Annotated in this window: 17 protein-coding genes; 13 read left to right on the top strand and 4 right to left on the bottom strand. The window is 68.8% G+C overall.

What is annotated here, in order from left to right:
- Positions 1-23: 23 nt before the first annotated feature.
- From JJ691_RS16135 to JJ691_RS16120, 4 genes are all read left to right on the top strand, one after another.
- Positions 24-716, top strand: coding sequence for a hypothetical protein (locus JJ691_RS16135; protein WP_211769574.1), 693 nt, complete (start codon positions 24-26; stop codon positions 714-716).
- Between the two features lie 223 nt (positions 717-939).
- Positions 940-2064, top strand: a complete 1125-nt coding sequence (locus JJ691_RS16130; RefSeq protein WP_249227971.1) for a sensor histidine kinase — start codon at positions 940-942, stop codon at positions 2062-2064.
- Positions 2061-2723, top strand: a complete 663-nt coding sequence (locus JJ691_RS16125) for a response regulator (protein WP_211769572.1) — start codon at positions 2061-2063, stop codon at positions 2721-2723. The genes JJ691_RS16130 and JJ691_RS16125 overlap by 4 nt, the downstream gene beginning before the upstream one ends.
- Positions 2724-2768: 45 nt before the next feature.
- Positions 2769-3479, top strand: a complete 711-nt coding sequence (locus JJ691_RS16120) for a DUF2306 domain-containing protein (protein WP_249227970.1) — start codon at positions 2769-2771, stop codon at positions 3477-3479.
- A gap of 2 nt (positions 3480-3481) precedes the next feature.
- Here JJ691_RS16120 and JJ691_RS16115 read toward each other — a convergent pair whose 3' ends face one another.
- The 3 genes from JJ691_RS16115 to JJ691_RS16105 form a co-directional block, all read right to left on the bottom strand.
- On the bottom strand, positions 3482-6640 hold the full coding sequence (locus JJ691_RS16115) for a family 43 glycosylhydrolase (protein WP_211769571.1): 3159 nt from the start codon (positions 6638-6640) through the stop codon (positions 3482-3484).
- A gap of 243 nt (positions 6641-6883) precedes the next feature.
- Positions 6884-8125, bottom strand: a complete 1242-nt coding sequence (locus tag JJ691_RS16110; RefSeq protein ID WP_211769570.1) for a hypothetical protein — start codon at positions 8123-8125, stop codon at positions 6884-6886.
- 212 nt (positions 8126-8337) lie between these two features.
- Entirely contained in the window at positions 8338-9465 is a 1128-nt protein-coding gene (locus JJ691_RS16105; RefSeq protein WP_211769569.1) for a LacI family DNA-binding transcriptional regulator, read from the bottom strand.
- 155 nt (positions 9466-9620) lie between these two features.
- Here JJ691_RS16105 and JJ691_RS16100 point away from each other — a divergent pair, with 155 nt between their 5' ends.
- The 9 genes from JJ691_RS16100 to JJ691_RS16060 all read left to right on the top strand — a co-directional run bounded on the left by JJ691_RS16100 (position 9621) and on the right by JJ691_RS16060 (position 23323).
- Positions 9621-10907: an ABC transporter substrate-binding protein gene (locus JJ691_RS16100; protein ID WP_211769568.1), complete on the top strand. Its 1287-nt coding sequence runs from the start codon at positions 9621-9623 to the stop codon at positions 10905-10907.
- A gap of 115 nt (positions 10908-11022) precedes the next feature.
- Complete coding sequence (locus tag JJ691_RS16095) at positions 11023-11832, top strand: carbohydrate ABC transporter permease (protein ID WP_249227969.1); 810 nt, start codon at positions 11023-11025, stop codon at positions 11830-11832.
- A gap of 4 nt (positions 11833-11836) precedes the next feature.
- Positions 11837-12652 (top strand): carbohydrate ABC transporter permease, encoded by an 816-nt coding sequence (locus tag JJ691_RS16090; RefSeq protein ID WP_211769566.1) that lies wholly within the window; start codon positions 11837-11839, stop codon positions 12650-12652.
- Positions 12653-12671: 19 nt separating this feature from the next.
- Positions 12672-14561 carry a glycoside hydrolase family 127 protein gene (locus JJ691_RS16085; protein WP_211769565.1) on the top strand — a complete coding sequence of 630 codons (1890 nt, stop codon included), beginning with the start codon at positions 12672-12674 and terminating at the stop codon, positions 14559-14561.
- Positions 14562-14593: 32 nt separating this feature from the next.
- Positions 14594-16288: a hypothetical protein gene (locus JJ691_RS16080; protein WP_211769564.1), complete on the top strand. Its 1695-nt coding sequence runs from the start codon at positions 14594-14596 to the stop codon at positions 16286-16288.
- A gap of 25 nt (positions 16289-16313) precedes the next feature.
- Complete coding sequence (locus JJ691_RS16075) at positions 16314-19073, top strand: RICIN domain-containing protein (RefSeq protein WP_249227968.1); 2760 nt, start codon at positions 16314-16316, stop codon at positions 19071-19073.
- A 56-nt stretch (positions 19074-19129) separates the two neighbouring features.
- Positions 19130-21352, top strand: a complete 2223-nt coding sequence (locus JJ691_RS16070; protein WP_211769563.1) for a beta-L-arabinofuranosidase domain-containing protein — start codon at positions 19130-19132, stop codon at positions 21350-21352.
- A gap of 2 nt (positions 21353-21354) precedes the next feature.
- Positions 21355-22185 (top strand): hypothetical protein, encoded by an 831-nt coding sequence (locus JJ691_RS16065; RefSeq protein WP_211769562.1) that lies wholly within the window; start codon positions 21355-21357, stop codon positions 22183-22185.
- A gap of 445 nt (positions 22186-22630) precedes the next feature.
- Positions 22631-23323 carry a glycoside hydrolase family 12 protein gene (locus JJ691_RS16060; protein ID WP_211769561.1) on the top strand — a complete coding sequence of 231 codons (693 nt, stop codon included), beginning with the start codon at positions 22631-22633 and terminating at the stop codon, positions 23321-23323.
- Between the two features lie 50 nt (positions 23324-23373).
- On the opposite strand, the gene JJ691_RS16055 is transcribed toward JJ691_RS16060, so the two are convergent.
- The gene (locus tag JJ691_RS16055; protein WP_211769560.1) at positions 23374-25065 is read right to left on the bottom strand and encodes a cellulase family glycosylhydrolase; all 1692 of its coding nucleotides are present in this window, start codon (positions 25063-25065) and stop codon (positions 23374-23376) included.

Genomic DNA, 25065 nt, shown 5'->3' with positions numbered 1-25065 from the left:
TGCGGTCGTGGAGGTCTGCCATTGTGGCAGTGCTGAGCCTGGCTGTGCTCGGGCTCACGGCAACACCTGCCATGGCAGCGGGGGACCGGTATGTAAATCTGCACCAGTGTGTGTACAGCAACAACAGCTTCCTGTACACCAACGTGCTGTCCAGCACGCCCAACACGGCCTTCAACACCGGGACGAACGTCTCGGACGCGCGCGACGCCGCGGCGCAGTGCGGTTCCGCGGCCGCCGGCTGGGCGCTTAATTCGGCGAACGTGGCCTTGCAATCCCTGGACAGGGTCCGTGGCCGTTATCTGAATCTGCATCAGTGTGTGTACAGCAACAACAAGTTCCTCTACACCAATGTGCTGTCCACTACGCCCAACACGCCCTTCAACACCGGGACGAATATTGCCTACGCGCCTGACTCCGCGGTGAAATGTGGTTCTGCGGCCGCTGGTTGGACGCTTGATTCGGTGAACACGGGCGTGCAGTCTCTGGATCTGGCCGCCGGTCGGTACCTGAATCTGCATCAGTGCGTGTACAGCAACAACAGCTTCCTCTACACCAACGTGCTGTCCAACACGCCCAACACGGCCTTCAACACCGGGACGAACGTCTCGGACACGCGCGACACCGTGGCGCGGTGCGGTCCTGCGGCCGCCGGTTGGAGGCTCGATGCGGTGAACTCGGCCGTGCAGTCTTTGGATCTGACCCCAGGCGCACCCTGACGAAAGAAAGTACCCTCCGAAGGGCTGCCGACGGCGTTTGTCGGCAGCCCTTCGTTGCCGACCCCGCAACTGCACCGAAGCGCCCGAACGGGCCGCGGCCGGCAGGTGCAGCGCACGCACCCTCGGCCGGGTGGTTCGAACTGGCAGGGTTGACGAAGGCATGGGGATTCCCCTCGTGCTTTCGGGCGATACCGGCGGCGTGCCCGGCACCTACGATGATGCGGTGCTGCGCTCCCTGTGGTACGAACCTCGCCCCACGCAACGGCCGCCGCGGACGTGGCGGGACTGGGCGCTGGTCGGCGTGTTCGTCTCGGGTGCCGTGCTGGAGGGAGTGCTGCAGCAGAACCTGGCCTGGCGCCCGGTCGCGGTGACCGTCGCGATCGCGCTGGCCCCACTGCTGTTGTGGCGGCGGAGCCGGCCGCTGCCGGCGATCGCCATCGCGTTCGTCGTCGCCGGCCTGGCCCCGCTGCTCACCCACGGCCAGCCGCCCGACATCTACGCCATGGTCTACATGCTGCTGCTGCCGTATTCGCTGCTGCGCTGGGGATCCGGCCGCGACATGGTGCTCGGCTCGGCGGTGGTGCTCGCGAAGATCGGCTTCTGGCTGCTGGCCGGCTTCGTCGACGCGGGCCAGGCGCTCGGGGAGGGGGCCGTGCTCGTCACGGCCGGCGCGGTCGGCGCGGCGGTGCGCTACCGGGCACGCGCCCGCAGACGCGAGTTGGACCAGGCCAAGCTGCTCGAACGCGAACGTCTGGCGCGCGACCTGCACGACACCGTCGCGCACCACGTGTCGGCGATGGCGATCCGCGCCCAGGCCGGGCTGGCGATCGCCGAGACGCAGCCCGAGGCCGCGTCGGAGGCACTGCGGTTGATCGAGGCGGAGGCGTCGCGCGCCCTCACGGAGATGCGCGCCATGGTCCGAGTGCTGCGGCTCGACGAGCCGGCGGAGCTCGCTCCCAACCCGCGCATCACCGACCTCGAAGGCCTCGCAGGCCGGGAGAGCGCCGGCCCGATGGTGGAGGTCGAGATCCTCGGCGACGTCCAGGGTGTTTCCCCGTCGGTAGGGGCCGCGATCTACCGGCTGGCCCAGGAATCCGTGACCAACGCCCGCCGGCACGCCCGGCACGCGACCCGCATCGATGTCCGTGTCGCCGCGGACGACCGGTCGGTGCGGTTGCAGGTGAGCGACGACGGCGACGGTGGCCGTGCCGCCGGATCGTCGGGATACGGGCTGGCGGGCATGGCCGAACGCGCCGGCCTGCTCGGCGGCACCTGCGCCGCCGGCCCGAATCCTGACCGGGGCTGGACGGTCACCGCCGTGCTGCCGCGCACCGGAACCAGGGCATGACCGTGCGCGTGGTCGTCGCGGACGACCAGGAGATCGTCCGCACCGGGCTGACCATCATCCTCAACGCCCAGCCGGACATCGAGGTGGTCGGCGAGGCCGCCGACGGGGAGCGGGCCGTGGAGCTGGCGCGCCGGCTGCGGCCCGACGTGTGCCTGTTCGACATCCGCATGCCGGTCGTCGACGGCATCGAGGCCACCCGGCGGCTGGCGGGCCAGGACGTCGCCGATCCCCTGGCCGTGGTGGTGATCACCACGTTCGACCTGGACGAGTACGTCTATGCGGCACTGCGCGCGGGCGCCCGGGGTTTCCTGCTCAAGGACGCCGGCCCCGGCATGCTCACCCAGGCCATGCGCGCGGCCGCCACCGGTGAGGCGCTCATCGCGCCCAGCATCACCGCCCGGCTGCTGGGCGTCTTCGCCGACGCGGGGCCCTCGACGCCGGCAGCGCAGCCGGTCGATCCGCTGACCGCACGTGAGGAACAGGTGCTGGCGGCGGTCGCGGCCGGCCGGACGAACACCGAGATCGCCGACGAGCTCTACATCACGCTGAGCACCGTCAAGACCCACATCACCAGCCTGATGGCCAAGCTGCACGCCCGAAACCGCGTGGAGATCGCGATGTGGGCCTACGACACCGGCCGGACCCGCCGAAAGTACTAGGCCGGCGCCCGACCATCGGACGGTCCAACTCCGGCCCGTGCTCCGATGAGCCGCACCCGGTCCGGCCGCGACGATCTGGCCATGACTTCGTCGACCAAGCGGATCTGGCCCCTGCCCACCGGGCTCATCCTGCTCAGCACCATCCCGGTCCTCGCCGGCGGCCTCCGGATCGGCCAGCTCAGCACCGGCGCCCAGATCACCGCGGAGAACGCGAGATTCTTCGCCGATCCGGTGCCCGTCGTGGTGCACGTCATCAGCGTCACGGTCTTCTGCGTGCTCGGCGCTTTCCAGTTCTCCACCGGGTTTCGGGTCCGGTGGCCGCGCTGGCACCGGGTCGCCGGCCGGATCGTGGCGCCGTGCGGCGTCGCGGCGGCGCTGTCCGGACTGTGGATGACCGTGTACTACCCAAGACCGCCCGGCGTCGGTGATCTGCTCACCGGATTCCGGCTGGTGTTCGGCACCGCGATGGCGGTCTCGCTCGTGCTGGGCTTCGCGGCGGTTCTCCGGCGTGACATCGCCAGGCACCGCGCGTGGATGACCCGTGGCTACGCCATCGGCATCGGGGCCGGCACCCAGGCCGTGACCCAGTTGCCGGTGGTCCTGGTGATCGGTCCGCTGAACGAGCTCACCACCGCGCTGATGATGCTCGGCGCCTGGCTGCTCAACCTGGCGATCGCCGAGTGGTTCCTCCGTCGGCGATCGCCAGGTGTGCGGCCGGCACGCCGCGGGAGCACCGCGACGGCTGCTCGAACGTGAGCTCAGAAGTACCGGGTTCGGCCGCAGTGCCCCTGCGGGATCCGCTCCGGTGCCACGCTTTCCAGCGTGGGCTTGACCGGGGCGATGGTCCCGTCGGGGTTGAACGTCATCTTGTCGATGGTGGTCTCACGGTGGGTGCCGTCACCGCCCGGGATGGCGAAGCGGTGGTAGGCGAGGTACCAGTCGTCGGTGCCGGGAACCTGGAGCATCGTGCTGCCGCCGGTGCCCAGGATGCCGAGCTTGGCGTCCTTGCTCAGGATCACGCCGTGGTTGGTGAAGGGGCCGGTCGGGCTGGCCGAGGTGGCGTAGCCGACGCGGTAGTCCGGGCTGCGGGTGTCGTCGATCGACCAGCTCAGGTAGTAGGTGCCCTTGCGCTCCACCATGAACATGCCCTCGCGGAAGTCGTCCAGGCCGGTGATGTGGGTGATCTTGGCCGGGTCGTAGGAGATCATGTCGTCGTTCAGCGGCACGACGTAGGCGTTGCCGTTGCCCCAGTACAGGTACGGCTGTCCACTGTGGTCGATGAACACCGCGGGGTCGATCGCCTGCCCGCCGTCGGGGTTGGCGGCGATGAACGGCTTGCCGGAGTCCGTGAACGGCCCGACCGGCGAGTCGCCGACCGCGACGCCGATCTTGGCGTCGGCGCAGAAGTAGAAGTAGTACTTGCCGTTGTGCTCGGCGACGGTCGGCGCCCACGCGCGCGTGTGGGCCCAGCTCACGTCGGTGCCGAGGTCGAGCACGACGCCTCGGTTCGTCCAGTTGACGAGGTCCTTGGACGACCACGCCGAGAACGTGGTGCCGCTCCAACCGGGAAAGCCGTCCGTGGTCGGGTAGAGGTAGTACGTGTCGCCGAAGGCGACGATGTTCGGGTCCGCGTTGAGCCCCGGCAACACCGGGCTGCGCATCTCGTGCGCCTCGACTGTCCACACGCGACTGCGGCCCTCCGGTCCGGTGACGGTGAACTTCCTGGGCTGGCTCAGATCCACCGGGCGACCGTTGCCCGGCGTGATCCTCGAGCCCGGCGCGAGCCCGAACGTCGGGGCCAGCCGACGCAGGTCGGTGCCCGGCTTGACGGGCAGCACGACGGTGCCCGCGGTGCTGTCGATCACGGCCGGGGCCTTGAGGGAAGCCAGGTCCACGGACCGGATCAGGGTGCTGTTCGAGGGCAGTGCGGCGACTTCGTCCCCGGACAGCGCCCGGTCGTAGAGCCGGACGTCCTTCATCTTGCCGGTGAAGTAGTTGTCCGCCGCGTACACCGAGCGGCCCAGGTAGTTCGCCGCGGTCACGCCGCCGCCGATGTCCGACGGCTTGATCGTGGCGTTGGTGTTGCGGCCCACTTCGACGCCGTCCAGGTACAGCACGGCAACACCGTTGCCGACCGTCAGAGTCACGTTCTTCCAGACGCCGCGCGGTAGTCCGCCGCTGGACGCCGCCTGTTGTTCGGTGGTCCAGTTGCCGGTCGCGATCGCGCCGCGCAGGCCGCTGTCCGCAGTGCCTCCGGTGGCGAACAGGTAGCCGTCGCCGACACCGGACGGCGCTGTGTTGCCGAAGCCGTAAAGGAAGTACGGCGTCTGCTGCTTCGGGTCGACGAGGACGTCGGCGGACACCGTGGCGGCGTTCGCGCCGGTCAACAGGTTGTTCGGCAGCTGGACGTGACCGTTCGCGCCGCCGAAGGAGAGCGCGCCGTCGGACCAGCTCACGTCGCCGGCCAGCGCCCCGTCGTAGCCGTGGCCGGTGGCGTCGGCGGCGACCTGGCCCGACTTCGCGTCGAGCGGCCAGTGCGCGACCAGGCCGTTCCGGTCGGCCTTGACCGGGGCCGGGGGAGCGGTCAGCCGGTTCAGTTCGGCCTGGCTGACCGGGAGGACCGTGCCGTGCCGCGGCGACGCCGGCAGGTGCGCGCCGGTGGACATGGTCCACTTGCCGGAGTCGAGGTCGGTGGTCTCGAACGGCACGTAGCCGCGGCCGCCGTACTCGTCGATGAACAGGTACCACTTGTTCTCGGTGTTGGACTTGAACCCGGTCGGGCCTTCGCCGGCGGACAGGCCGGGGCTGGTCGCGGTGGCCTTGCCGATGCACTCGGCGACGAAGTCGTAGTTCGGGTCGAGCAGATCGGTCGCCTTCTGTTCCAGGATGAACTTGCTGCACGGCGAGGAGGACGTGTTGTTCCGCTCGTCCTTGGTGAACCGGTAGTAGGTGCCGTTGTTCTGGAGGACCGTCGAGTCGATCACCGAGTAGCCCGGGTCGATCCACACCTTCGGCGCGCTGAAGGTGACGAAGTCGCGCGTGGTCGCGTACATCATGCGGTTGTAGCTGTCGCCGGTGTGGCCGGGATCGTTGTCCGCGTACAGCTTGGACGCCCAGAAGACGACGTAGTCGCCGCGCTTGGCGTCCCAGAAGGCTTCCGGGGCCCAGGTGTTGCCGGCGTTCGGCGGGGCCACCTGCGCGCTGCGCTGCCGCGACCAGTGGACCAGGTCGTCGGACTCCCAGATCATGATCGACCGGCTGCCGGTGCGCTGCTCGGCGTCCCAGCCGCGGCCGCCGTAGATCCTCAGGTCGGTGGCGAGCAGGTAGAACTTGTCGCCGTCGGGGGAGCGCATGACGAACGGGTCGCGCACGCCCAGTTCGCCCAGGCTCGACTTGAGGATCGGCTGCCCGTTGTTGAGCTCGGTCCAGTTCAGCGGGTCGTTGCCCTTGCTGGCGGCGGAGTAGACCTGCTCGCCGTTCGACGTGCCCTCGCCGGTGAAGTAGAAGAAACCGTATCCCGTCATCGGTTCTTTCGGCGGGAGCGGCACGACGGTGGCGGTGAACCGCCGCGTGGCGCTGTCCTGTCCGAGGCGCACGGTCGCGGTCAGCACGACCTTGGCCGGCTTGGCGCCCGCGGGCGGACGGGTGACCTCGCCCGTTGGTGTGATCACCTTGCCATCGGACGACGTCCACGTCACCGCCGTGCCGTTCGGGCCGGAGGTGGGCAGCGTCAGATTGCCGCGGACATCGTCGATGTTCGGCACGGACAGCGAGTTCGCCGCGTTCCACACGGGTGCGTGCGCCTCGGTCCGGACCGAGGCCGATGGCGCCGCGGCGGCGCTCACGCCGCCCACCGAGGCGACGGTGGCCATCGCGACCAGCAGGACGCCGAGGCGGCGTAATGAGAACAACTTCATCGTTGTCGACTTCCTTCTCGCCGAACCGACCACCGGGCCGTGGTTGTGTTAGCGCTAACACAACTCCGGGTGCCTTGACATTAAGTTCCTGTGTGGCGGGCGGTCAACACTCGGTTCGGCCGAAGACCTGAGTGTTCGACGAATTCGATGGCCTGGCTGTCCGCGGGCTGGGGCCGTGACGGTCCGGGCGGAACCCGCGGCTGCCCGATGGCTCTCGAGCCTGATCCGCCCGGAACGCCGACATCACGTTCGCGGGTTCAACGTCAACCCGAAGTGGTTGAACACATCCGTGGCCTCCACCCAGAACACGCCCGGTGCGCCGTCACCTGGATCGCCGTCGGACAACACGCCCCGGGCCTGACGCTTGCCGCTGCTCTGCACGGCGAAGATGGTCGCACCGGAGTCGCCGCCGGCCGCGCCCCACGCGCCGTCGCCCCAGACGCCACGCACCCGGTAGCCCAGGCCCGGGCAGCCCTCCGACGGCCCGCACCACTTGTCCTGGTTGGTGACCTTGATTCCGCACGGCGTCGGATGCCCCATGAAGAACGACCGCTGGCCGTCGTGGCAGACGTAGTCCCCGTTGTACGAGTAGGCGTAGCTGGTGAGCGGCAGCCAGCCGGTGGTGTCGCTCTCGTCGGCGTTGTTGTCGGCGCCGTCGATGGTCTCGGAGTCGAACTGCTCGTACCGCGCGGTCACCGTGCCGACGTAGCTGCCCAGCTTGCCGCTGTTGTAGTCGCCGGTGGCGCCACCCCGGGTGTAGACCTTGGCGCCGACGCCGAAGCAGTGCGCGGCGGTGACCATGATCGGGTGGTTGTCGGACTTGCGCACGGCCGGCAGGCCGGCGGTGCAGCCGTGGCCGGAGCCGCTGGCGGTGATGGCGTCGCCGCCGATGAAGGGCGCGTGATCACCCCACTTGACGTCCCGCCACGCCTTCGGCACGAGCACGTGGCCGGGCTGGAAGCTCGCCGGCACCCCGATCGCCGCGGCGGCCGCGAACGGCACCGTACGCGGGTCGTCGACGTTGATCTCCAGCCCCGACGCGTCCGCCGCCGGACCGACCAGATCCACGTGGTACGGCAGGCGATGGGCGTCGGCGAGGTCGAGGACCTGCACCGACGCGTCGTCCAACTGCTGGTGTGTGAAGGCGGCCTTGGCCACCCGGATCAGGCCGGTGTCGATGGACGGGTCAACCCGCTCGGCCGCCTGGACCACGCGATCCAGTTGGCCGGGATCCGTCAGGTACAGGGTGACGACGCCGTGGTTGGCGTCGATGTCCAGGTTGCCGTAAATGTCGGCGGCCGGGCCACGGCCGACCTCGCCCACGGCGTTGGCGACCGCGCGCAGCGGATCGAGGATCCTGGCCTGCTGCAAGGGATCCATCGAGGCCAGCTGTGCGTCGGTGTAAACCGGCGCGGCGGTCGCCGGCGCCGCCAGCGTGCCGGTCAGCGCGAGCGCCGCGACGAGCGCCCGGGTCGTTCTTCTCACGGTTGCTGCTCCCTTCGCTAGGAGGAACCAAGGACTACTCGGATCCGCCGGCCTGGGGCAGCCGGTTTGCAGGATTAGGCACGAGCTGGGCGAAGGAGTCACTCGGCCGATCGGCCGACGAGCAGCTTCGTCGCGTATGCCCTCGCGGAGACGGCGCACTCGTCGGCCGATCGGCACTTGAGCAGGACTGGGCCGCGGTAGCCGGCCATTCGTCAGACGCCGGCGGGACCTTCCAGGTGAAGCCCTCGGCCAGCACCAACATGTCGGTTGCCCTGCGTGGACGTGGTTTTCGGCACGCACGGGGACGGCGGCATCGGCGCGGCCGTGGAGTCGCGGATCACCAGGCGGCACGGGTGGACGTGCCGGCGGGGCGGGGTCTCGCCGTTGATCGCGGCCAGCAGGAGTTCGGCGGCGGTGCGGCCCAGCTGCTCCAGTTCCATGTCCACACTGGTCAGCGGTGGCTGGCAGGCGAGCGTCATGACGTCCCAGTTGTCGAAGCCGACGAGCGCGACGTCGTCGGGCACGCGCCGGCCCGACGCACGGAGCTCGTCGGCGACGCCGCGGGCGATCTGGTCGCTGCCGCAGAAGACAGCGTCGAACTCGGTGCCGTGCAACATCTTCGCCGCGTGCCGGCCCCAGGCCTCGCTCCATTCGCCGAACAGGGGTGGGGCGACGAGGTCGAGCCCGTGCGCGGCGAGGCGCTCGGCGGTCGCGGACGCCCGGACCACCGCCGAGTGGTGGTGCTCGGGCCCGGTGATGTGGGCGATCCGGCGGCGGCCGATGGCCAGCAGGTGCTCGACGGCCTTGTGCGCGCCGCCGGCCTCGTCGGGCACGACCGAGACGTCCTCGGGATCGGTGGAGCTGGTGAACGCGTAGACCACGGGAATCGGCAGGCCGGCGCCGATCGGCGGGCGGGCGAGGCTGCGGCGGCCGGTGACGATGATGCCGTCGACCCTGCGGCTGAGCAGGGTGCGCAGGTAGTACTGCTCCCGGATCCGGTCGTCGCGGGCGTCGCACAGGAACACCGACATCTCGCCGGCGCCGAGCGTGTCCTCGACGCCCATCAGCAGCGGGATGCTGAACCGGCCGATGGTGTCGGTGGTGATCATGCCGACGGTGTAGGTGCGGCCGGAGTTCAGCGTCACGGCCGCGCGGTTCGGGTGGAAACCCAGCTGCTCGGCCGCGGCCAGCACGCGGCTGCGGGTTTCCGCGCGCAGCGTGCCGCGGCCGTTGAGCGCCTTGGACACCGTGCCCGTCGACACGCCGGCGAGCTGGGCGACGTCGGCGATGGTGGTCGGCCGGCCCCGGTCACCGGTTTCCGAAAGTTTCCGCGAGCGCATGGTCTGCACTGTAGCGGGCGGGCGACGATACCGTTGTTACCAGCATGGAACAAGGTCCTTGACGTCACTCGGAGGCGGGTTTAACTTGGCGGCAACCGGTTGCCGGTTTCCTCTCCCGCGTAGCCCACCCGTGAGCGGCCGTTAGGAGAAGCACCATGATCGCGCGTGCCCGTGTGGCGGTCGTCGTGGCCGCAGTGTTAGCGCTAACAGCATGTCAGGGCGGGCCACCCGAAGGCGCCGCCGGCGGCACCGGCTCGGTGGACGACGGCACGACCATCACCATGTGGACGAGGTCGCCGACGGCCACCTTCAGCCAGACGCTGGTCGACGCCTACAACGCGAGCCACAAGAACAAGGTGAAGCTGACGGTCTTCCCGGCCGACTCCTACCAGCAGAAAGTCGGCACCGCCGCCGGCGCCAAGCAGCTGCCGGACCTGCTGGCCTCCGACGTGGTGTACGCGCCCAACTACGCCGCCAACGGCGTGTTCATGGACATCACCCAGCGGGTGAACCAGCTGCCGTTCAAGACATCGCTGGCTCCGGCGCACATGAAGGCGGCCGCCCACGACGGCAAGGACTTCGCCGTCCCGCACGACATCGACCTGTCCGCGATGTTCTACAACAAGACCCTGTTCACCCGCGCCGGCCTCGACCCGGCCAAGCCGCCGACGACTCTCGGCGAGATGGTCGCCGACGCGAAGAAGATCAGCGCCCTCGGCGGCGGCGTCAACGGCTACTTCTTCGGCGGCGCCTGCCCCGGCTGCCAGCTGTTCACCAGCTGGCCGATGATCTGGGCCTCCGGCGGCACCGTGCTCAACGACCAGGGAACCGCCTCCACCATCGACAATCCCACCGCGGCCCAGGTGTACGCGTTGTTGCACCAGTTGTACGCCGACGGTGTGGTGCCGGCCTCGGCCAAGGACGAGTCCGGCCCGACCTGGACGCAGTCGTTCATCGACGGCAAGATCGGCATCCAGCCGATGGGCGCGACCGCGTTGCAGGGCATGAAGGAGGGCCCCGACCTCCAGGTCGGCGTGGCCCCGATTCCCGGCCTGACCGGTGGCAGCTCCTCGTTCGTCGGCGGCGACGTGCTGGGCATCGGCGCCAACAGCCAGCACGCCGCGGCGGCGTGGGACTTCATCTCCTGGACGCTGTCGGAGCAGGCCCAGGTGGACGTGGTGGCGAAGAACAAGAACATCACCGTCCGGTCCGACCTGGCCGACAACACCTACGCCAAGCAGGATCCGCGGCTGGGCGTGTTCAACAAGCTGGCCGGGGAGGGACAGACGCCGATCTCGGTCAACTTCGGCAAGACCTACAACGACGCCAACGGTCCCTGGACCCAGGCCGTGATCGACGCCGTCTTCGGCACGGGTGGTCCGGCCACGGCGCTGCACGACCACAACGCCGCGATCACCGAGTCGCTCGCGAGCGGGAGCTGACATGGTGTCCCTGTCGCCGCCACGTCAGTCGGCGCGCCTGGCCCCACCGCCAGCGCCTCGACGCGACCCGATCAGCCGGCGCCGCAGCCGTCTCGGGATGCTGTACGCGGCGCCGATGGCACTGCTGGTGGGGACGCTGTTCGTGGTCCCGCTCCTGTTGATGGTGTGGATGTCGGTCAACCACTGGCCGTTGTTGGGCGCGTCCGCGCCGAACGGTGTCGCGAACTACCAGGCGCTGTCCGATCCGCTGTTTCTCCGCGCGGTCTGGTTCACGCTGAAGTACACCGCGGTCACCACGGTCGTACTCGGTCTGATCGCGTTCGGCCTCGCCCTGCTGGTGCAACGGAATCGGCGCGGGGTCGGCGCGGTCCGGGCGGTGCTGTTCCTGCCCAGCGCGGTCGGGCTGGCCTCCACCAGCCTGCTGTTCTACGGGCTGTTCAACACGGATTCGTCGCCGCTGAACGAACTCGTGCAACTGGTCGGGCTGGGCCGGGTCGACTGGCTCGGCTCGACCGGCGCCGCGCTCGGCTCGACCGTCGCCATGATCACCTGGCGGTTCGCCGGCTTCTACATGCTGATCCTGATGACCGGGCTGCAGAGCATCGACCCGGTGCTGTACGAGGCGGCCCGGATCGACGGCGCCGGCCGGTGGCAGACCCTGTGGCGGGTCACGCTTCCGTTGCTGCGGCCGACGCTGGCGCTGGCGATGGTGCTGTCGCTGACCGGCTCGCTGCTGGCGTTCGACCAGTTCTTCATCCTCACCGGCGGCCGGCACGACACCGCGACGGTGGTGATCGACATCTACCGGGAGGCCTTCCTGTCGCAGGATCTCGGCCGCGCGGCCGCGGTGTCGGTGGCCACGCTGGCCGTGCTGATCGTGGTGAACGTGGCGCAGATGCGGCTGATCCGCCGCGAGGGGCGGTGAAGTCGTGACGCGGATCCGCAAGGGCGGCTTCTATCTCACCGGCGCGGCGCTGGCGGTGCTGTTCCTGCTGCCGATGCTCTGGACGGTCTTCTCGTCGGTGCACGGCAAGGAGGCCGCGGGCGGCAGCGACGGCTGGGGACTGTCCAACTACCAACGACTTCTCGAGTACGGCACCGGTCTGAGTACGTACCTGACCAACACCGTCGTGGTCGCGGTCGTCGCCGTCAGCGTCACGGTCGTGACGACGACGCTCGGCGGGTACGCCATGGTGCGGCTGCCTTTTCCCGGACGCAACGCGCTGTTCCTGGTCACGCTGGCCGTGCTGATGGTGCCGTACACCACGATCCTGGTGCCGCTGTACATCCTGCTCGGCTGGCTCGGCCTGCAGAACTCGTTGGTGGGACTCGGTCTGGTGTTGGCCGTGTTGCAGCTGCCGTTCGGCCTGTTCATGATGCGCAACTCCTTCGACGCGCTGCCGGCCGAGCTGGAGGAGGCCGCGCTGGTCGACGGGTGCACGATCACCGGCGCGTTGCGCCGGGTGCTGCTGCGCGGCGTGCTGCCCGGCATCGTGACCGTCGCCCTGTTCTCCTTCCTGGCGGCCTGGAACGAGTTCGTCGCGCCGCTGATCTTCCTCACCGACGGCTCGAAGTTCACCCTGCCGGTGGCCCTGTTCAACCTCCAGTCCGGCAGCCTGGGCTCGGTGGACTTCGGCGCGCTGCAGGCCGGCGTGGTCGTCTCCGCCCTGCCGTGCGTCGCCGTGTTCCTCGTGTTGCAGCGCTACTACGTGCGCGGTTTCACCTCTGGCGCCCTCAAGGGCTAGCAGACAGGAGAGGACCTCGATGACCGAGTCCACACCCGGTCCCGTCCACCCCACCGCGGACGCGGTCGCGGCGCTGCGGCCGTTGCCGCTCAGCGCGACCACCGTCGCCGACGACAGCCTGTGGGGGACATGGCTGCGGCGCAACGCCGTTCGCACCCTGCCGCACTGCGTGAGCCAGTTGCACGCCGCGGGCGCGATCGACAACCTGCGCCGCGTCACCGGCGAGGCCGACGGCGATTTTCAGAACATGTGGTTCGCCGACTCCGACGTGCACAAGACGCTGGAGGCGGCCGCCTGGCAGCTGGCCCGGACCCCGGACGACGCCGAGCTGCGGGCGTTTCTGGACACCACCGCGGCACTGTTGGCGAAGGCGCAGGGGGAGGACGGCTACCTCAACTCGTACTACACGGTGGTCAAGCCGGAGCAGCGGTGGCGCGAACTGCACAAGAGCCATGAGCTGTACTGCGCCGGCCATCTCATCCAGGCCGCCGTCGCCGCGTCGCGCGCCGGTGTCGGCGCCGAGATCGTCACGGTCGCCCGCCGGTTCGCGGACCTGATCGTGGACCGGTTCGCCGCCGCGAACGACGTCGACGGGCATCCGGAGATCGAGACCGCCCTGGTGGAGTTGTACCGGGTGACCGGGCACCGGCCGTACCTGGACCTGGCCGCTCGGTTGGTCGACCTGCGCGGGCACGGGCTGCTCAATCCGGAGCACTTCGGCGCTGCCTACTTGCAGGATCACGTCCCGATTCGGGAGGCGGACGCGGTCGCGGGCCACGCCGTGCGGCAGTTGTACCTGCTCGCCGGTGTGGTGGACGTGGCGGTGGAGACGCACGACGGCGAGCTGTTGGCCGCGGCGCAACGCCTGTGGGAGGACGCGTTCGGTTCGAAGACGTACCTCACCGGCGCGCACGGCTCCCGGCACCGCGACGAGGCTTTCGGCGACCCGTACGAGTTGCCTGCCGACCGCGCGTACGCCGAGACCTGCGCGGCGATCGCGAGCTTCCAGTGGAACTGGCGCATGCTGCTGGCGACCGGCGACGTCCGGCACGCCGACGAGATGGAACGCGTGCTGCACAACGCGATCGCCGGCTCGACCGCGCTGGACGGCGAGCACTTCTTCTACTCCAACCCGTTGCACCTGCGGACCGGCCACGACGGCTCGCACGAGGACGCGCCCTCGCAGCGCCTGTCGTGGTACAGCTGCGCCTGCTGCCCGCCCAACCTCGCCCGCCTGATGGCCTCCCTACCCGGCTACGCCATCACCACCGACGACACCGGACTCCAGATCCAGCTCTACACCGCCGGCGAGATCGAGACCACAGTGGACGGATCGCCGGTGCGGATCGCCGTGCGCACCGGGTATCCGTGGGACGGCCGCGTCGAACTGACCGTCACCACGGCCGCACCGATCACCCTGTCCCTGCGGATTCCTGGCTGGTGCCCGACCGAGGACGTGCGCCTGGACGGGAATCCCGTCGAACCGGTCGACGGATACGTGCGGCTGCGGCGCGACTGGACTCGCGACATGACCGTCACGCTCGATCTGCCGATGCATGGCCGCATCGTCCGGCCGCACCCGCGGATCGACGCGGTCCGCGGCTGTGTCGCGCTCGCCCGTGGCCCGCTCGTGTACTGCGTCGAGCAGGCCGACCTGCCCGACGGCGTGACGCTGGAGGACGTGCGGATCGATCCGTCCGTCCCGCCGGTCGCCGGCCGGGCGACCGAGGACGGCCCGGTGACGCTGACCGTGGCCGGCGGCGTGCGCACCGCCGACTCCGCCCTGTACGGATCGGCGATCGAGGATCACACCGACCCGATCACTTTCTCCGCCCTGCCCTATTTCCTGTGGGGAAACCGGAAACCAGGCCCGATGCGGGTGTGGATCCCGGTCGCCGCCACGGAGTGAACCCCTGCCCCCATCCGTGGAGGAACGAACCGATGGCACTACGAGGCCTCGGGATCGCCGGCATCGCCGTCGCGATGACCGCCCTGCTGGCACCACCAACCGCCCAAGCCGCCGGACACACGCTGGCCGTCGATGTCGGTGCGCCGTTCCGGCCGGTCACGCATGTCGCGTCCGGCGGACTGTACGCACTCGCCGAGAACAGCCGACCCGCCGACTCGACATTACTGCCGATCAAGATGAACACCCTCACCCAGCCCCCGCCCGGCGTGGGGCAGAAGCCCAACGGCCAACCGCCGGGCGGCGACGGCCTGCTGGTCGCCCCGCAGGCGGACCGGGTTGGCGCCGGCGAGGTGATCCGCATGCCGGACATCTACCCGGACTTCCCCTACAAGTGGGTCAGCTGGGACGACTGGCTGTCCAAAGTAGACACCATGGTGTCCAAGCGGCTCGCCGCCGGATCGGCGAGCAACGTGGCCGCCTGGGAGATCTGGAACGAGCCGGACGGCACCTGGAACACCGCGGCCGCGGGTGACTTCAACGCGGGCTGGACCCGTACCGTGCAACGGATCCGCACCCAGGACACGGTGACCCCGGTCGCCGGCCCCGGCTACTCGCACTGGGACGCCGACCGCATGCGGGCGTTCCTGGTCAACGCCAAGAACACCGGCACGGTGCCGGACATCGTGGTCTGGCACGAGCTCGACCACAGCAGCGGGTCCGTCGCCGCGGACGTGGCCGCCTACCGCTCGCTGGAGTCGTCGCTGGGCATCAGCCCGCGGCCGATCTTCATCAACGAGTACGCCTGGACCGACGAGGTCGACGTGCCCGGCCGGGTCGCCGACTACATCGCCAAGTTCGAACGCGCCGGCGTGTGGGCGGCCGACCGGGCCTTCTGGTACGAGTACGGCACCGTCAACGGCCTGGTGGTGAACAACAACCAGCCGACCGGCACGTGGTGGCTGTACAAGTGGTACGGCGACATGGCCGGCTCGATGGTGACCACCACGCCGCCGGCGCAGACCGGGCTCGACGGGTTCGCCTCCTACGATGCCACCCGCCGCCGGGCCGATGTCGTGTTCGGCGACGAGTCGGGCACGAACTCCGTGCGGGTCAGCGGCCTGGGGGCGATGGGGAGCACGGTCCGGGTCACCCTGGAGTCCACGCCGGCCTCCGGCCGGTTCACCGCGGTGTCCGCGCCGACGACCGTCTCCGACTCGACCTACACCGTCTCCAATGGACAGATCACCGTGTCAGTGCCGAACATGTCGGCGACCAGCGCCTACCACCTGGTGGTCCAGCCGACCAGCGGTGTTCCGGCGTACCAGCACCGGTACGAGGCCGAGAACGCGTCGGTGTTCCGGACCCAGCGGCTGACCAGCTCCACCGCGTCCAGCGGCGGCTACGTGGGGCGGATCGACAACTCCGGCGACCCACGCAGCGACAGCTACGTCGACTTCGTCGTCACCGTGCCGGACAGCCGTGCCTACAAGATGACCATCGGCTACGCCAACGGCACCGGAGCCGTTGCCACGCAAGGACTTGCCTACAACGGTGGGGCCTGGTCGACGGTGAACTATCCGCCGACCGCCGGCTGGGGCAAGTTCGCCACCACGAGCACCACCGTCACCCTGCACTCCGGCTACAACGTGATCCGGCTGGCCAAGGGCGCGCCCTTCTTCGCCGGCGGCACCGGCTACGCGGAACTGGACTACATCCAACTCGACTGAACAACCGATTCCCTGCGAGGGCCCGATGAAGCGTCCTGTCGTTCCACGACGATCGGTTCTCCTGGCGGTCGTCGCGCTCGCCATGATGGTCCCGGCGACCGCGGCGCACGCCGCCTCCGGTTTCACCAGCACGATGGTCAACCAGGCCAACGGGAACTGCGCCGACGTGCCCAACGGCGCAGGCACCAGCGGTCTGCAGCTCGTCCAGTGGTCCTGCAACTCCGGGACGAACCAGTCCTTCACGTTCACCCCCGTCTCCGGTGACGTGTACACGATCGGCACCGTGACCGCCGGGGACTGCCTCGACATCTCCGGCGCGTCCAGCAGCGACAACGCCGCGGTGATCCAGTACGGCTGTCACTCCGGCACCAACCAGCAGTTCCACCTGACGCCGGTTTCCGGTGCCAGCAACACGTTCACCGTCGTGTCGGTCAGCTCGGGCAAGTGTGTCGCGCCGTCCGGCGACAGCTCGGCGAACAACACCGCCCTGGTCCAGCTGCCGTGCTCCGGCGCGGCCAGCCGAGCCTGGCAGCTCCCGGGCTTCGGCTCGGGCGGCGGCACCACCCCGCCGCCCAGCGGCTACCAGGGCATCCCCAACCTGAACCCGAACGCGTGCCACAACTCCAGCCTGCCCCGGGCGTACGGCACGAACTTCCAGACCCCGAACGACCCGAACGGGCAGGGCTTCCAGAACACCACCGCGCTGGGCTGGGACGGCAACTACTGGCCGGTGTTCACCTACCTGTCCGGCTCGTTCTTCGCCCGCGGCGTGAACACCACGTACAACGGCCTGTGCGGCGGCATGTACTCGTTCAGCGCGTACAACTACGGCGGCGCGCCCGGCCGGCAGAGCGTGCAGTGGGCCGAGGACAACGGCTATCTGCCGGCGATGAAGACCAGCCGCACCTCGGGCAGCGTGGGCATCGCCATCAAGAACTTCGCCGACAAGGAAACCGTCAACGGCAACAGCTTCATGCTGGTCTACACCCGGGTTTCCGTCACCAACAGCGGATCCGCCGCGGTGACCGTTCCGCCCGGCGGCTCGGGGCCGAACCTGGTGCGGCTGACCAGTTCCTCGCTGGACACCGTGCAACCCGGCCAGACCAGCAACCACGACTTCGTGGTGGCGGTGGACAACTTCGGCAACGGAGCCGCGTTGCCCACCGGCTCCGTGCTGTCCGGCGGCGCCCCGAACTACGACACCGCCTACAACCACATGGCGTCGTACTGGAACTCGCGGCTGGCCGAGCTCAACACGTTCAGCCTGCCCAACACGACGCTGCCCAACACCGGCAACCTGGCCAACCCCGGCACCGCGATGACCAACGCGTACAAGGCCGGCACCATCTACAACCTGATGATGCAGATCGGCGAGGCGCAGTTCTCCGCGGCCAACAACTACAACTGGATCCTCAACCACGACGTGCCCGGCGAGCTGACCGCCAAGTTCGAGACCGGTGACTTCCACGACGGCCGCAACCTGCTGCTGACCGCGCGGATCTCCGAGCAGGACAACTGGGACGAGGTCGGGGCCAACTGGTACTGGGACGGCGTGTGGAAGACGATGGGCGCCTGGGCGACCTATCTGGCCAAGACGAACGACACGTCCTTCGTCAGCCAGTTCTTCCATGACGACAGCGGCGGTTCCGGCCAGTGGGGCCCGAGCCTCTACACCATCGCGCGGGTGAAGTACCCGGCGCAGCTGGCCTCCGACGGCACGCTGCAGACCAACTTCGACAACGACTCCACCGGCCGCTGGCTGTTCAGCAACTTCTCCGCGCTGCAGATGCTGGCTTCCTACAAGTACATCGCGACCAAGATCGGTCAGACCTCTGAGGCCCAGTGGGCCGACGGCGCGTACACGAAGCTGCTCAACGCCCTCAACACCGTGGTCGGCCGCAACCAGTCCGCGAACGGCTTCAACTACCTGCCGTGCGAGGTGGACAAGCCCAACAGCGCCAACCGCTGCAACACCACCAACGACGCGAACTGGGCGTCACCGGCCTGGGTCGGGCAGAACCAGTGGTCGACGATGCTGGCCGGCGGCACGCTGAACGGCATCATGGGCGACCCCGGGCAGATCGACCGGATGTACCAGTGGGGCTTCAACCGCCTGTCCGGCGGCGGCTACCCGTATCCGACCTTCGGCGCCTTCAACGGGTATTCGACGGCGTACAACACCTCGTACTCGTCGGACGGCTTGTTCTCCAACAACTACCGTGACCTGCCGATCACCAGCTACGCCTGGCAGATCAAGACCACCACCGGCGGCCCGAACGCGTGGTGGGAGGCCAACGGGGACGGCCCGGACTCGAACAACCCGTGGATCGGCAACCACGCCGGGCCGGAGTTCGGCGCCTGCCCGTACGCCTGGCCGATCGCCGGCCAGCAGCAGGGGCTGCTCGAATCTCTGGTGGCCGAGGGCCTGTCGTCGACCGGCTCCGGGCCGTACACCTACACCCGACCGCTCTACATCGGACGCGGCGTGCCGAGCGCCTGGCTCACCGCCGGGCAGAACCTCTCCGTCGGCAACCTGACCACCAGCTACGACGTCTCCTCGGGCAGTCGCTCGACGTACGGCGTCTCGCTGGCGGTCAGCGGCTCCGGTTCCGGCCGCACCGTCACGGTTTCCCTTTCCGGCACCTTGCCCGGCGGCCCGGTCTACATCCAGCTGCCGGTGTTCCTCAGTGTCGGCGTGACCGCCGTCAGCGGCGGCAGCTACAACGCCGGCACCCACACCGTCACCGCCAGCGCCAACACGGTGACGATCACCCTGGCCAGCTGAGCCACGCAGCGCCGGTGCGCGTGAGCGCACCGGCGCCTCTGGGGAAAGGTCCCACGATGTACTCCTTCGACCGACGCACCATGTTCAAGGCCGTCGGCGCGATCTCCGCCGGCGTCGCACTGGCACCGAATGCCGAGGCAGCTGCCGCCGCACCCACGCCCGTCGGCGTGTCGGCGTATCCGTTCCCGCTGAGCGCGGTGCGGTTACAGGCGAGTCCGTTCCTGGACAACATGAATCGGACGCTGGCCTACTTCCGGTTCGTCGACCCCGACCGGCTGCTGCACATGTTCCGGCTCAACGTCGGGCTGCCGAGCTCGGCCCAGCCCTGCGGCGGCTGGGAGAGTCCGGACACGGAGCTGCGCGGCCACTCCACCGGGCACCTGATGTCCGGCCTGGCGCAGGCGTACGCGAACACCGGCGACACGACCTACAAGACCAAGGGCGACTACCTGGTGAGTTCCCTGGCGGCCTGCCAGAGCGCGTCGCCGAACGCCGGTTTCCACAGCGGCTACCTGTCCGCCTATCCGGAGAACTTCTTCGACCGGCTGGAGAGCGGCCAGCAGGTGTGGGCGCCGTACTACACCCTGCACAAGATCATGGCCGGCCTGCTGGACCAGTACAACCTGGCCGGCAACAGCCAGGCGCTGACCGTGCTGACCAACAAGGCCGCCTGGGTCAAGTGGCGCACCGACCGGCTCAGCCAGTCGCAGATGCAGGCGGCGCTGAACACCGAGTTCGGCGGCATGCCCGAGGTGCTGACCAACCTGTATCTGGTCACCGGCAACCGGGACCACCTGACCACCGCGCAGCGGTTCGACCACGCCCGAATTCTGGACCCGCTGGCGGCCGACCAGGACCAGCTCGCCGGAAACCACGCCAACACGCAGATCCCGAAGATCATCGGGGCGATCCAGGAATACCACGCCAGCGGCACCACCCGGTATCGGGACATCGCGAACAACTTCTGGCGGATCGTCACCGCGCACCACAGCTACGTGATCGGCGGCAACTCCAACGGCGAGTACTTCCAGACCCCGGACGCCATCGCGAGCCAGCTGTCGGACACCACGTGCGAGGTCTGCAACACGTACAACATGCTCAAGCTGACCCGGCAGCTGTTCTTCACCGACCCCACCCGCGCCGAGCTGATGGACTACTACGAGCTGGCGCTGGTCAACCAGATCCTCGGCGAGCAGGACCCTTCCGCCGCGCACGGGTTCGTCACCTACTACACGCCGCTGCGCGCCGGCGGCATCAAGACCTACTCCAACGACTACGACGACTTCACCTGCGACCACGGCACCGGCATGGAGTCGCAGACCAAGTTCGCCGACAGCATCTATTTCTACGCCGGCGAGACGCTGTACGTGAACCTGTTCACCGCCTCCGTGCTGACCTGGCCGGGACGATCCATCACGGTCAGGCAGGACACCACCTTCCCGAGCTCGCCGAGCACCAGGCTGACCATCGGCGGCGCCGGCCACATCGCGCTGAAGATCCGCATTCCGGGCTGGACCTCCGGCGCGACCATCAAGGTCAACGGCGCGATGCAGAACGTCGCCGTCACGCCGGGGACGTACGCGACCATCGACCGCACCTGGGCCAACGGCGACGTCGTCGACGTCTCGCTGCCTATGACGCTGGCCTTCCCACGGGCCAACGACAACTCCGGCGTCGGGGCCGTGAAGTACGGGCCGATCGTGCTGGCCGGTCAGTACGGCACCACCGACCTCGGCGGCGTGCTACCCACGCTCCGTACCGACACGCTGGCGCAGGACTCGGCGAATCCCTTGCACTTCACCGCCACCGCGAGCACCGGATCGGTGTCGCTGCTGCCGTTCCACCAGACCCACCACACCCGGTACACGGTGTACTGGAAGATCGCGGGTGCACCGCCGCAAGGCAACTCGTACGAAGCGGAGGCCAGCGGCAACACCCTCGGCGGCCAGGCCGCTGTGCGTAGCTCTTCCGGCGCCTCCGGCGGTGCGCTGGTTGGCTACGTCGGCAACGGCACCGCGAACTACCTGCGGTTCAACAACGTCACCGGCACCGCTGGCTCGCACAAGATCACCGTCTACTACGCCGCCGGCGAGGACCGGTCACTCGCCATCAGCGCCAACGGCGGCGCGGCGACCACCGTGAGCACGCCCAACACCGGCGGCTGGGACACCGTCGGCTCGGTGGCCGTCACCCTCACTCTGACGTCCGGCGCCAACTCCATCCTGATCACCAACCCGACCGGCTGGGCACCCGACGTCGACCGAATCGTGGTGAGCTGATCATGGTGTTATCGGAGGCAATCGCCGCTGCGGTCTTGGTTGTGTCGACGGCGGCCGGCGCGCCGGCCGGGGGAGTGGTGCCCGGTCTGACCGGCCCCGCCGCGCTGGCCGCCGCGGGTGCGGCGGCCGACCACTTCCGCGCTCTCACCCCGGCCCGGGTCGCCCGTGCGCACGACGAGCTGCACGACGCCTGGGGAATCTTCTTCAACGACAACGCAAGCAGCGGCCTGCGGGCGACGCACACCGTGCTCGACATCACCGCCAGCGGGGGCGACTACGTCTACGCGCCGACCGCCCTGCCGCCCGGCAACGCGTGCATCGAGCTCACCACGGCCTACACGCCGGACGGTCCCAAGCTGTGGGCCTGGGACTGGTGCGGCGGCCGGGACACCATCGGCAAGCTCGTCGACATGGACGCGACCTTCACCGCGACCTACACGACGACCGTCAACGGACACCGCGTCTACAGCATGGACGAGCACCGCACGTCCACCACGGCCAACACCTGGACCGTGTACCTGATGAACTACCGGACGCACGCGTGGGACGTGTTCTACACCAGCAGCGGGAACAAGGACATTCCCGGCTCCAGTTGGGATTTCTTCGAGATCTACACCGCGTCCGGCAGTTACTGCCACGACCTTGGCGGCAAGACGATCGAGGCCTCCGGCGTCAAGGTGTCCCAGAACGGCGCCTGGGTGCCCGCCGCGCCGGGCAACTCCTCCCTCGCCGCCCCGCCGTCCGGTGGCGCGTTCGACTGCCCGTCGATGACGTTCGGTGTCGTGCATCCGAACGACGACTGGACTGCTGTCGACGGTCCCCAGCAGCGGTGAGCACGGCCAGCGGTGCGGAGCCGTCGCTGGTTCGAGCCTGTCAGTCCTGGTAGGCGGCTCCTTGACACAAGAGTGGCGGACGGTCGCCCCGCACCGCTGCTCGTTCTCGGCATCAGCCGGCGTACGTCGTGCTCGGCGGAGTTGCGTTGCCGTGCGGCCGCGAGCGGCGCGTGTCGCACGGGTTCACGCCGCAAATCGCCCGCCCCTCGCGGGCCGGATCCGTCGCGCGACCGGACGTCATCGAATTCCGTCGAAGTCCCAGGTGATGCGGATTCGGGTGGGCTCGGTCCGGTTTGGTCGAAGGAATTCGCGTCTTGACCGTGGCGCAATTGGCCTGCGACAGTGCGATACGTCGACGACAACAGAAAGCCTTGCTGTCGAAGAAATTCGATGACGTCGTCGGTTTACACCGTCTGTGCGACGTTGCCCAGAAGGGAACCCTGCCATGCGAAAAATCCTCCGATTCGCCGTGCCCGCGGTGGCTGCGGCCGTCTCGATCGTCCTGACCGCGACGTCGGCCCAGGCGGCGGTCTGGTCCTCGTCCGACAAGTTCGGGTCCTGGTCCAACGGCGGATACACGCTCAACAACGACGTCTGGGGCGGTGGCGCCGGCCCGCAGACGATCTGGGCGAACTCGTACAGCAACTGGGGCGTGAACTCCAACCAGCCCAACACCGGCGGTGTGAAGTCCTATCCGCACTCGGGGCGGACCGTCGGCCGCAAGCTGAGCAGCCTGGGCAGTGTCACCAGTTCCTTCAACGTCTCGGTGCCCGGCCAGGGCGCCTATGAGACGGCGTACGACATCTGGGCGGACAACAACGCCGACGAGATCATGCTGTGGATGAACAAGACCGGCGCGGTCGGGCCGATCGGCAGCCTCCAGACCACGGTGTCGGTCGGCGGCCACACCTGGGACGTCTACCGCGGCTCCAACGGCTCCAACGCGGTGTTCTCCTTCCTGCGCCACGGCAACACCAACGCCGGGTCGGTGGACATCAAGGCCGTGCTGAATTGGATCAAGTCGAAGGGCTGGTTCGGCGACGTGACGCTCGGCGACGTCCAGTTCGGATTCGAGATCACCTCGACCGGCAGCGCCCTGAACTTCACGTCCAACAGCTTCTCGGTCTCCTCGTCATGAAACGGGTCGGTCCCCGCGTGCACTCGTGCACGCGGGGACCGACCTCGTGTTCAGGAAACGACGCCGACCACCGAGCTGCCGGACTTGGTCACGTGGTAGGTCGCAGTGGCACCGCTCCAGAAGTGGAACGTGAGCGTCACCGGAGCGTTGTCGTTGGTGGCGTTGAAGAAATCGGCCGTGAGAGCGATCGCGCCGGCCGGGTAGCCGGGGGAGAAGGCGGTCGTGAACTGCTGGTAGGAGGTCCAGTTAGCCGGGCCGGCATTGCTGCCGTCGACGTACTTGGCCTCCATGGTCGCCAGCCGGTCGCCACGGAACTGCGTCGGCACGGCGAAGGAACTCGTGGTGCCACTGGCATTCGACAGCACCGGCGGATCATAGGTGCTGATGTCGACGGACCAAGGCGTTCCGTGGGAGAACCGGGCTTGGAGCGTCGCGTCGACTCCGTAGGCACGGTTGCCGACGAGTCGGGTCAGGGCGGCGGCGGTCAGGGTGAGCTGGTTGCCGGCGAGGGTGTAGTCCCGACCGGCGACCAGCGCGGTGTTGCCCTGCCAGAGTCCGGTGAAGGTGGTGCCGTTCGGGCTCAGGGCAAGTGTCTGCGCCGCAATGGGATTCGCCTTCGGCACGTAGATCGTGTCGGCGGCGGCGGTGCCGGAACGGGTGGTCCAGCTGGACCTGATCTCAGCGACCAGACCCGGATCGCGCCATTGGAAGGTGTCGCGGTTCAGGAAGGAACCGGCATCCCAGAGCGCGGCGGTGACCCCGCTGGTCCGCGCCTCGTAGCCGAGTTGCTCGAAGTACTTCACCGCCTCGCCGCGTTCGACCGCGTCGGGGTGGGTGTAGTCGGGGTAGCTGAGCAACCCGTACTCGCCGAGATAGACCGGGATTCCCTTGGACACGAAGGTGTTGCGCATTCGCGTGAAGGCGGCGGCCATGTCCTGCTGGGAGGTGGTCTCGAACCGGGTGTAGCCGGCGATGTTCACGCTGAACGGCCAGTAGCCGTAGTAGTGCACGGTGGCGACGAGGTTGTGGTCGTGCAGCGAGGCCATCTCGGTGGCCAGGTTGTCCATCAGGATCTGGTCCGGCGTGCAGCCCAGCGTCGGCAGCACGAGCAGGCGGGTGGCGTTGCCGCCGCCGCTGCCGCGCACGATGGTGTGGAAGGACGTGTTGAGCTCGTTGAGGAATTGCGTCTTCTGCGCGTCGGTGGCGTTGGTGAACTGCGGCTCGTTGACGCTCTCGAACAGCAGGGACCGCGGCTCGTCCCGGAACGCGGCGGCGATCTGGGTCCAGGTCGCGTTGTAGCGGGCCAGCACGCCGTCATGGTCGGCGGCCATGGTGGCGATCCACTGCCACGAGTCGTGGTGCACGTTGAGCTCGACGTACAGGCCGTCGGACAGCGCCCAGCCGACGACCTGCCGGACCCGGGTGAGGAACTTGGCGTCGATGGCGTACGGGGCGGTGGCGGACTGGTGGCCGCTCCAGGTCACGGGAATCCGGACGCTGTGAAAGCCGTTGGCCCGGACGGTGTCGAACAACTGCTTGGTGACAAGGGGATTGCCCCAGGACGTCTCGTCGGGAATGGCGTCCAGGGTGTTGCCGAGGTTCCAGCTGGGCTGCATCGCGGCCACCGCCGCCATCGGATCGGCGGGCACCGACCTCGTCGCGGCCGCGGCCGGGCCGACGGAGAGGCTGGTCGCGGCGACGAGCGTCAGCAGAACGCTTGCCGGCCACCGTAATCGGCGCAT

This window comes from Kutzneria sp. CA-103260, from assembly GCF_018263855.1.
Classification (GTDB): domain Bacteria; phylum Actinomycetota; class Actinomycetes; order Mycobacteriales; family Pseudonocardiaceae; genus Kutzneria.
The sequence above is the reverse complement of the archived record's forward strand: the minus strand, read 5'-3'. Positions and strand labels throughout refer to the sequence as shown.

Excerpts from the sequence above, each read along its gene's own strand:
- JJ691_RS16055 (WP_211769560.1), bottom strand. The coding sequence starts at position 25,065 with ATGCGCCGATTACGGTGGCCGGCAAGCGTTCTGCTGACGCTCGTCGCC.
- JJ691_RS16120 (WP_249227970.1), top strand. The coding sequence starts at position 2,769 with ATGAGCCGCACCCGGTCCGGCCGCGACGATCTGGCCATGACTTCGTCG.
- JJ691_RS16065 (WP_211769562.1), top strand. The coding sequence starts at position 21,355 with ATGGTGTTATCGGAGGCAATCGCCGCTGCGGTCTTGGTTGTGTCGACG.
- JJ691_RS16060 (WP_211769561.1), top strand. The coding sequence starts at position 22,631 with ATGCGAAAAATCCTCCGATTCGCCGTGCCCGCGGTGGCTGCGGCCGTC.
- JJ691_RS16125 (WP_211769572.1), top strand. The coding sequence starts at position 2,061 with ATGACCGTGCGCGTGGTCGTCGCGGACGACCAGGAGATCGTCCGCACC.
- JJ691_RS16100 (WP_211769568.1), top strand. The coding sequence starts at position 9,621 with ATGATCGCGCGTGCCCGTGTGGCGGTCGTCGTGGCCGCAGTGTTAGCG.
- JJ691_RS16115 (WP_211769571.1), bottom strand. The coding sequence starts at position 6,640 with ATGAAGTTGTTCTCATTACGCCGCCTCGGCGTCCTGCTGGTCGCGATG.
- JJ691_RS16075 (WP_249227968.1), top strand. The coding sequence starts at position 16,314 with ATGAAGCGTCCTGTCGTTCCACGACGATCGGTTCTCCTGGCGGTCGTC.
- JJ691_RS16080 (WP_211769564.1), top strand. The coding sequence starts at position 14,594 with ATGGCACTACGAGGCCTCGGGATCGCCGGCATCGCCGTCGCGATGACC.
- JJ691_RS16095 (WP_249227969.1), top strand. The coding sequence starts at position 11,023 with ATGGCACTGCTGGTGGGGACGCTGTTCGTGGTCCCGCTCCTGTTGATG.
- JJ691_RS16105 (WP_211769569.1), bottom strand. The coding sequence starts at position 9,465 with ATGCGCTCGCGGAAACTTTCGGAAACCGGTGACCGGGGCCGGCCGACC.
- JJ691_RS16085 (WP_211769565.1), top strand. The coding sequence starts at position 12,672 with ATGACCGAGTCCACACCCGGTCCCGTCCACCCCACCGCGGACGCGGTC.
- JJ691_RS16070 (WP_211769563.1), top strand. The coding sequence starts at position 19,130 with ATGTACTCCTTCGACCGACGCACCATGTTCAAGGCCGTCGGCGCGATC.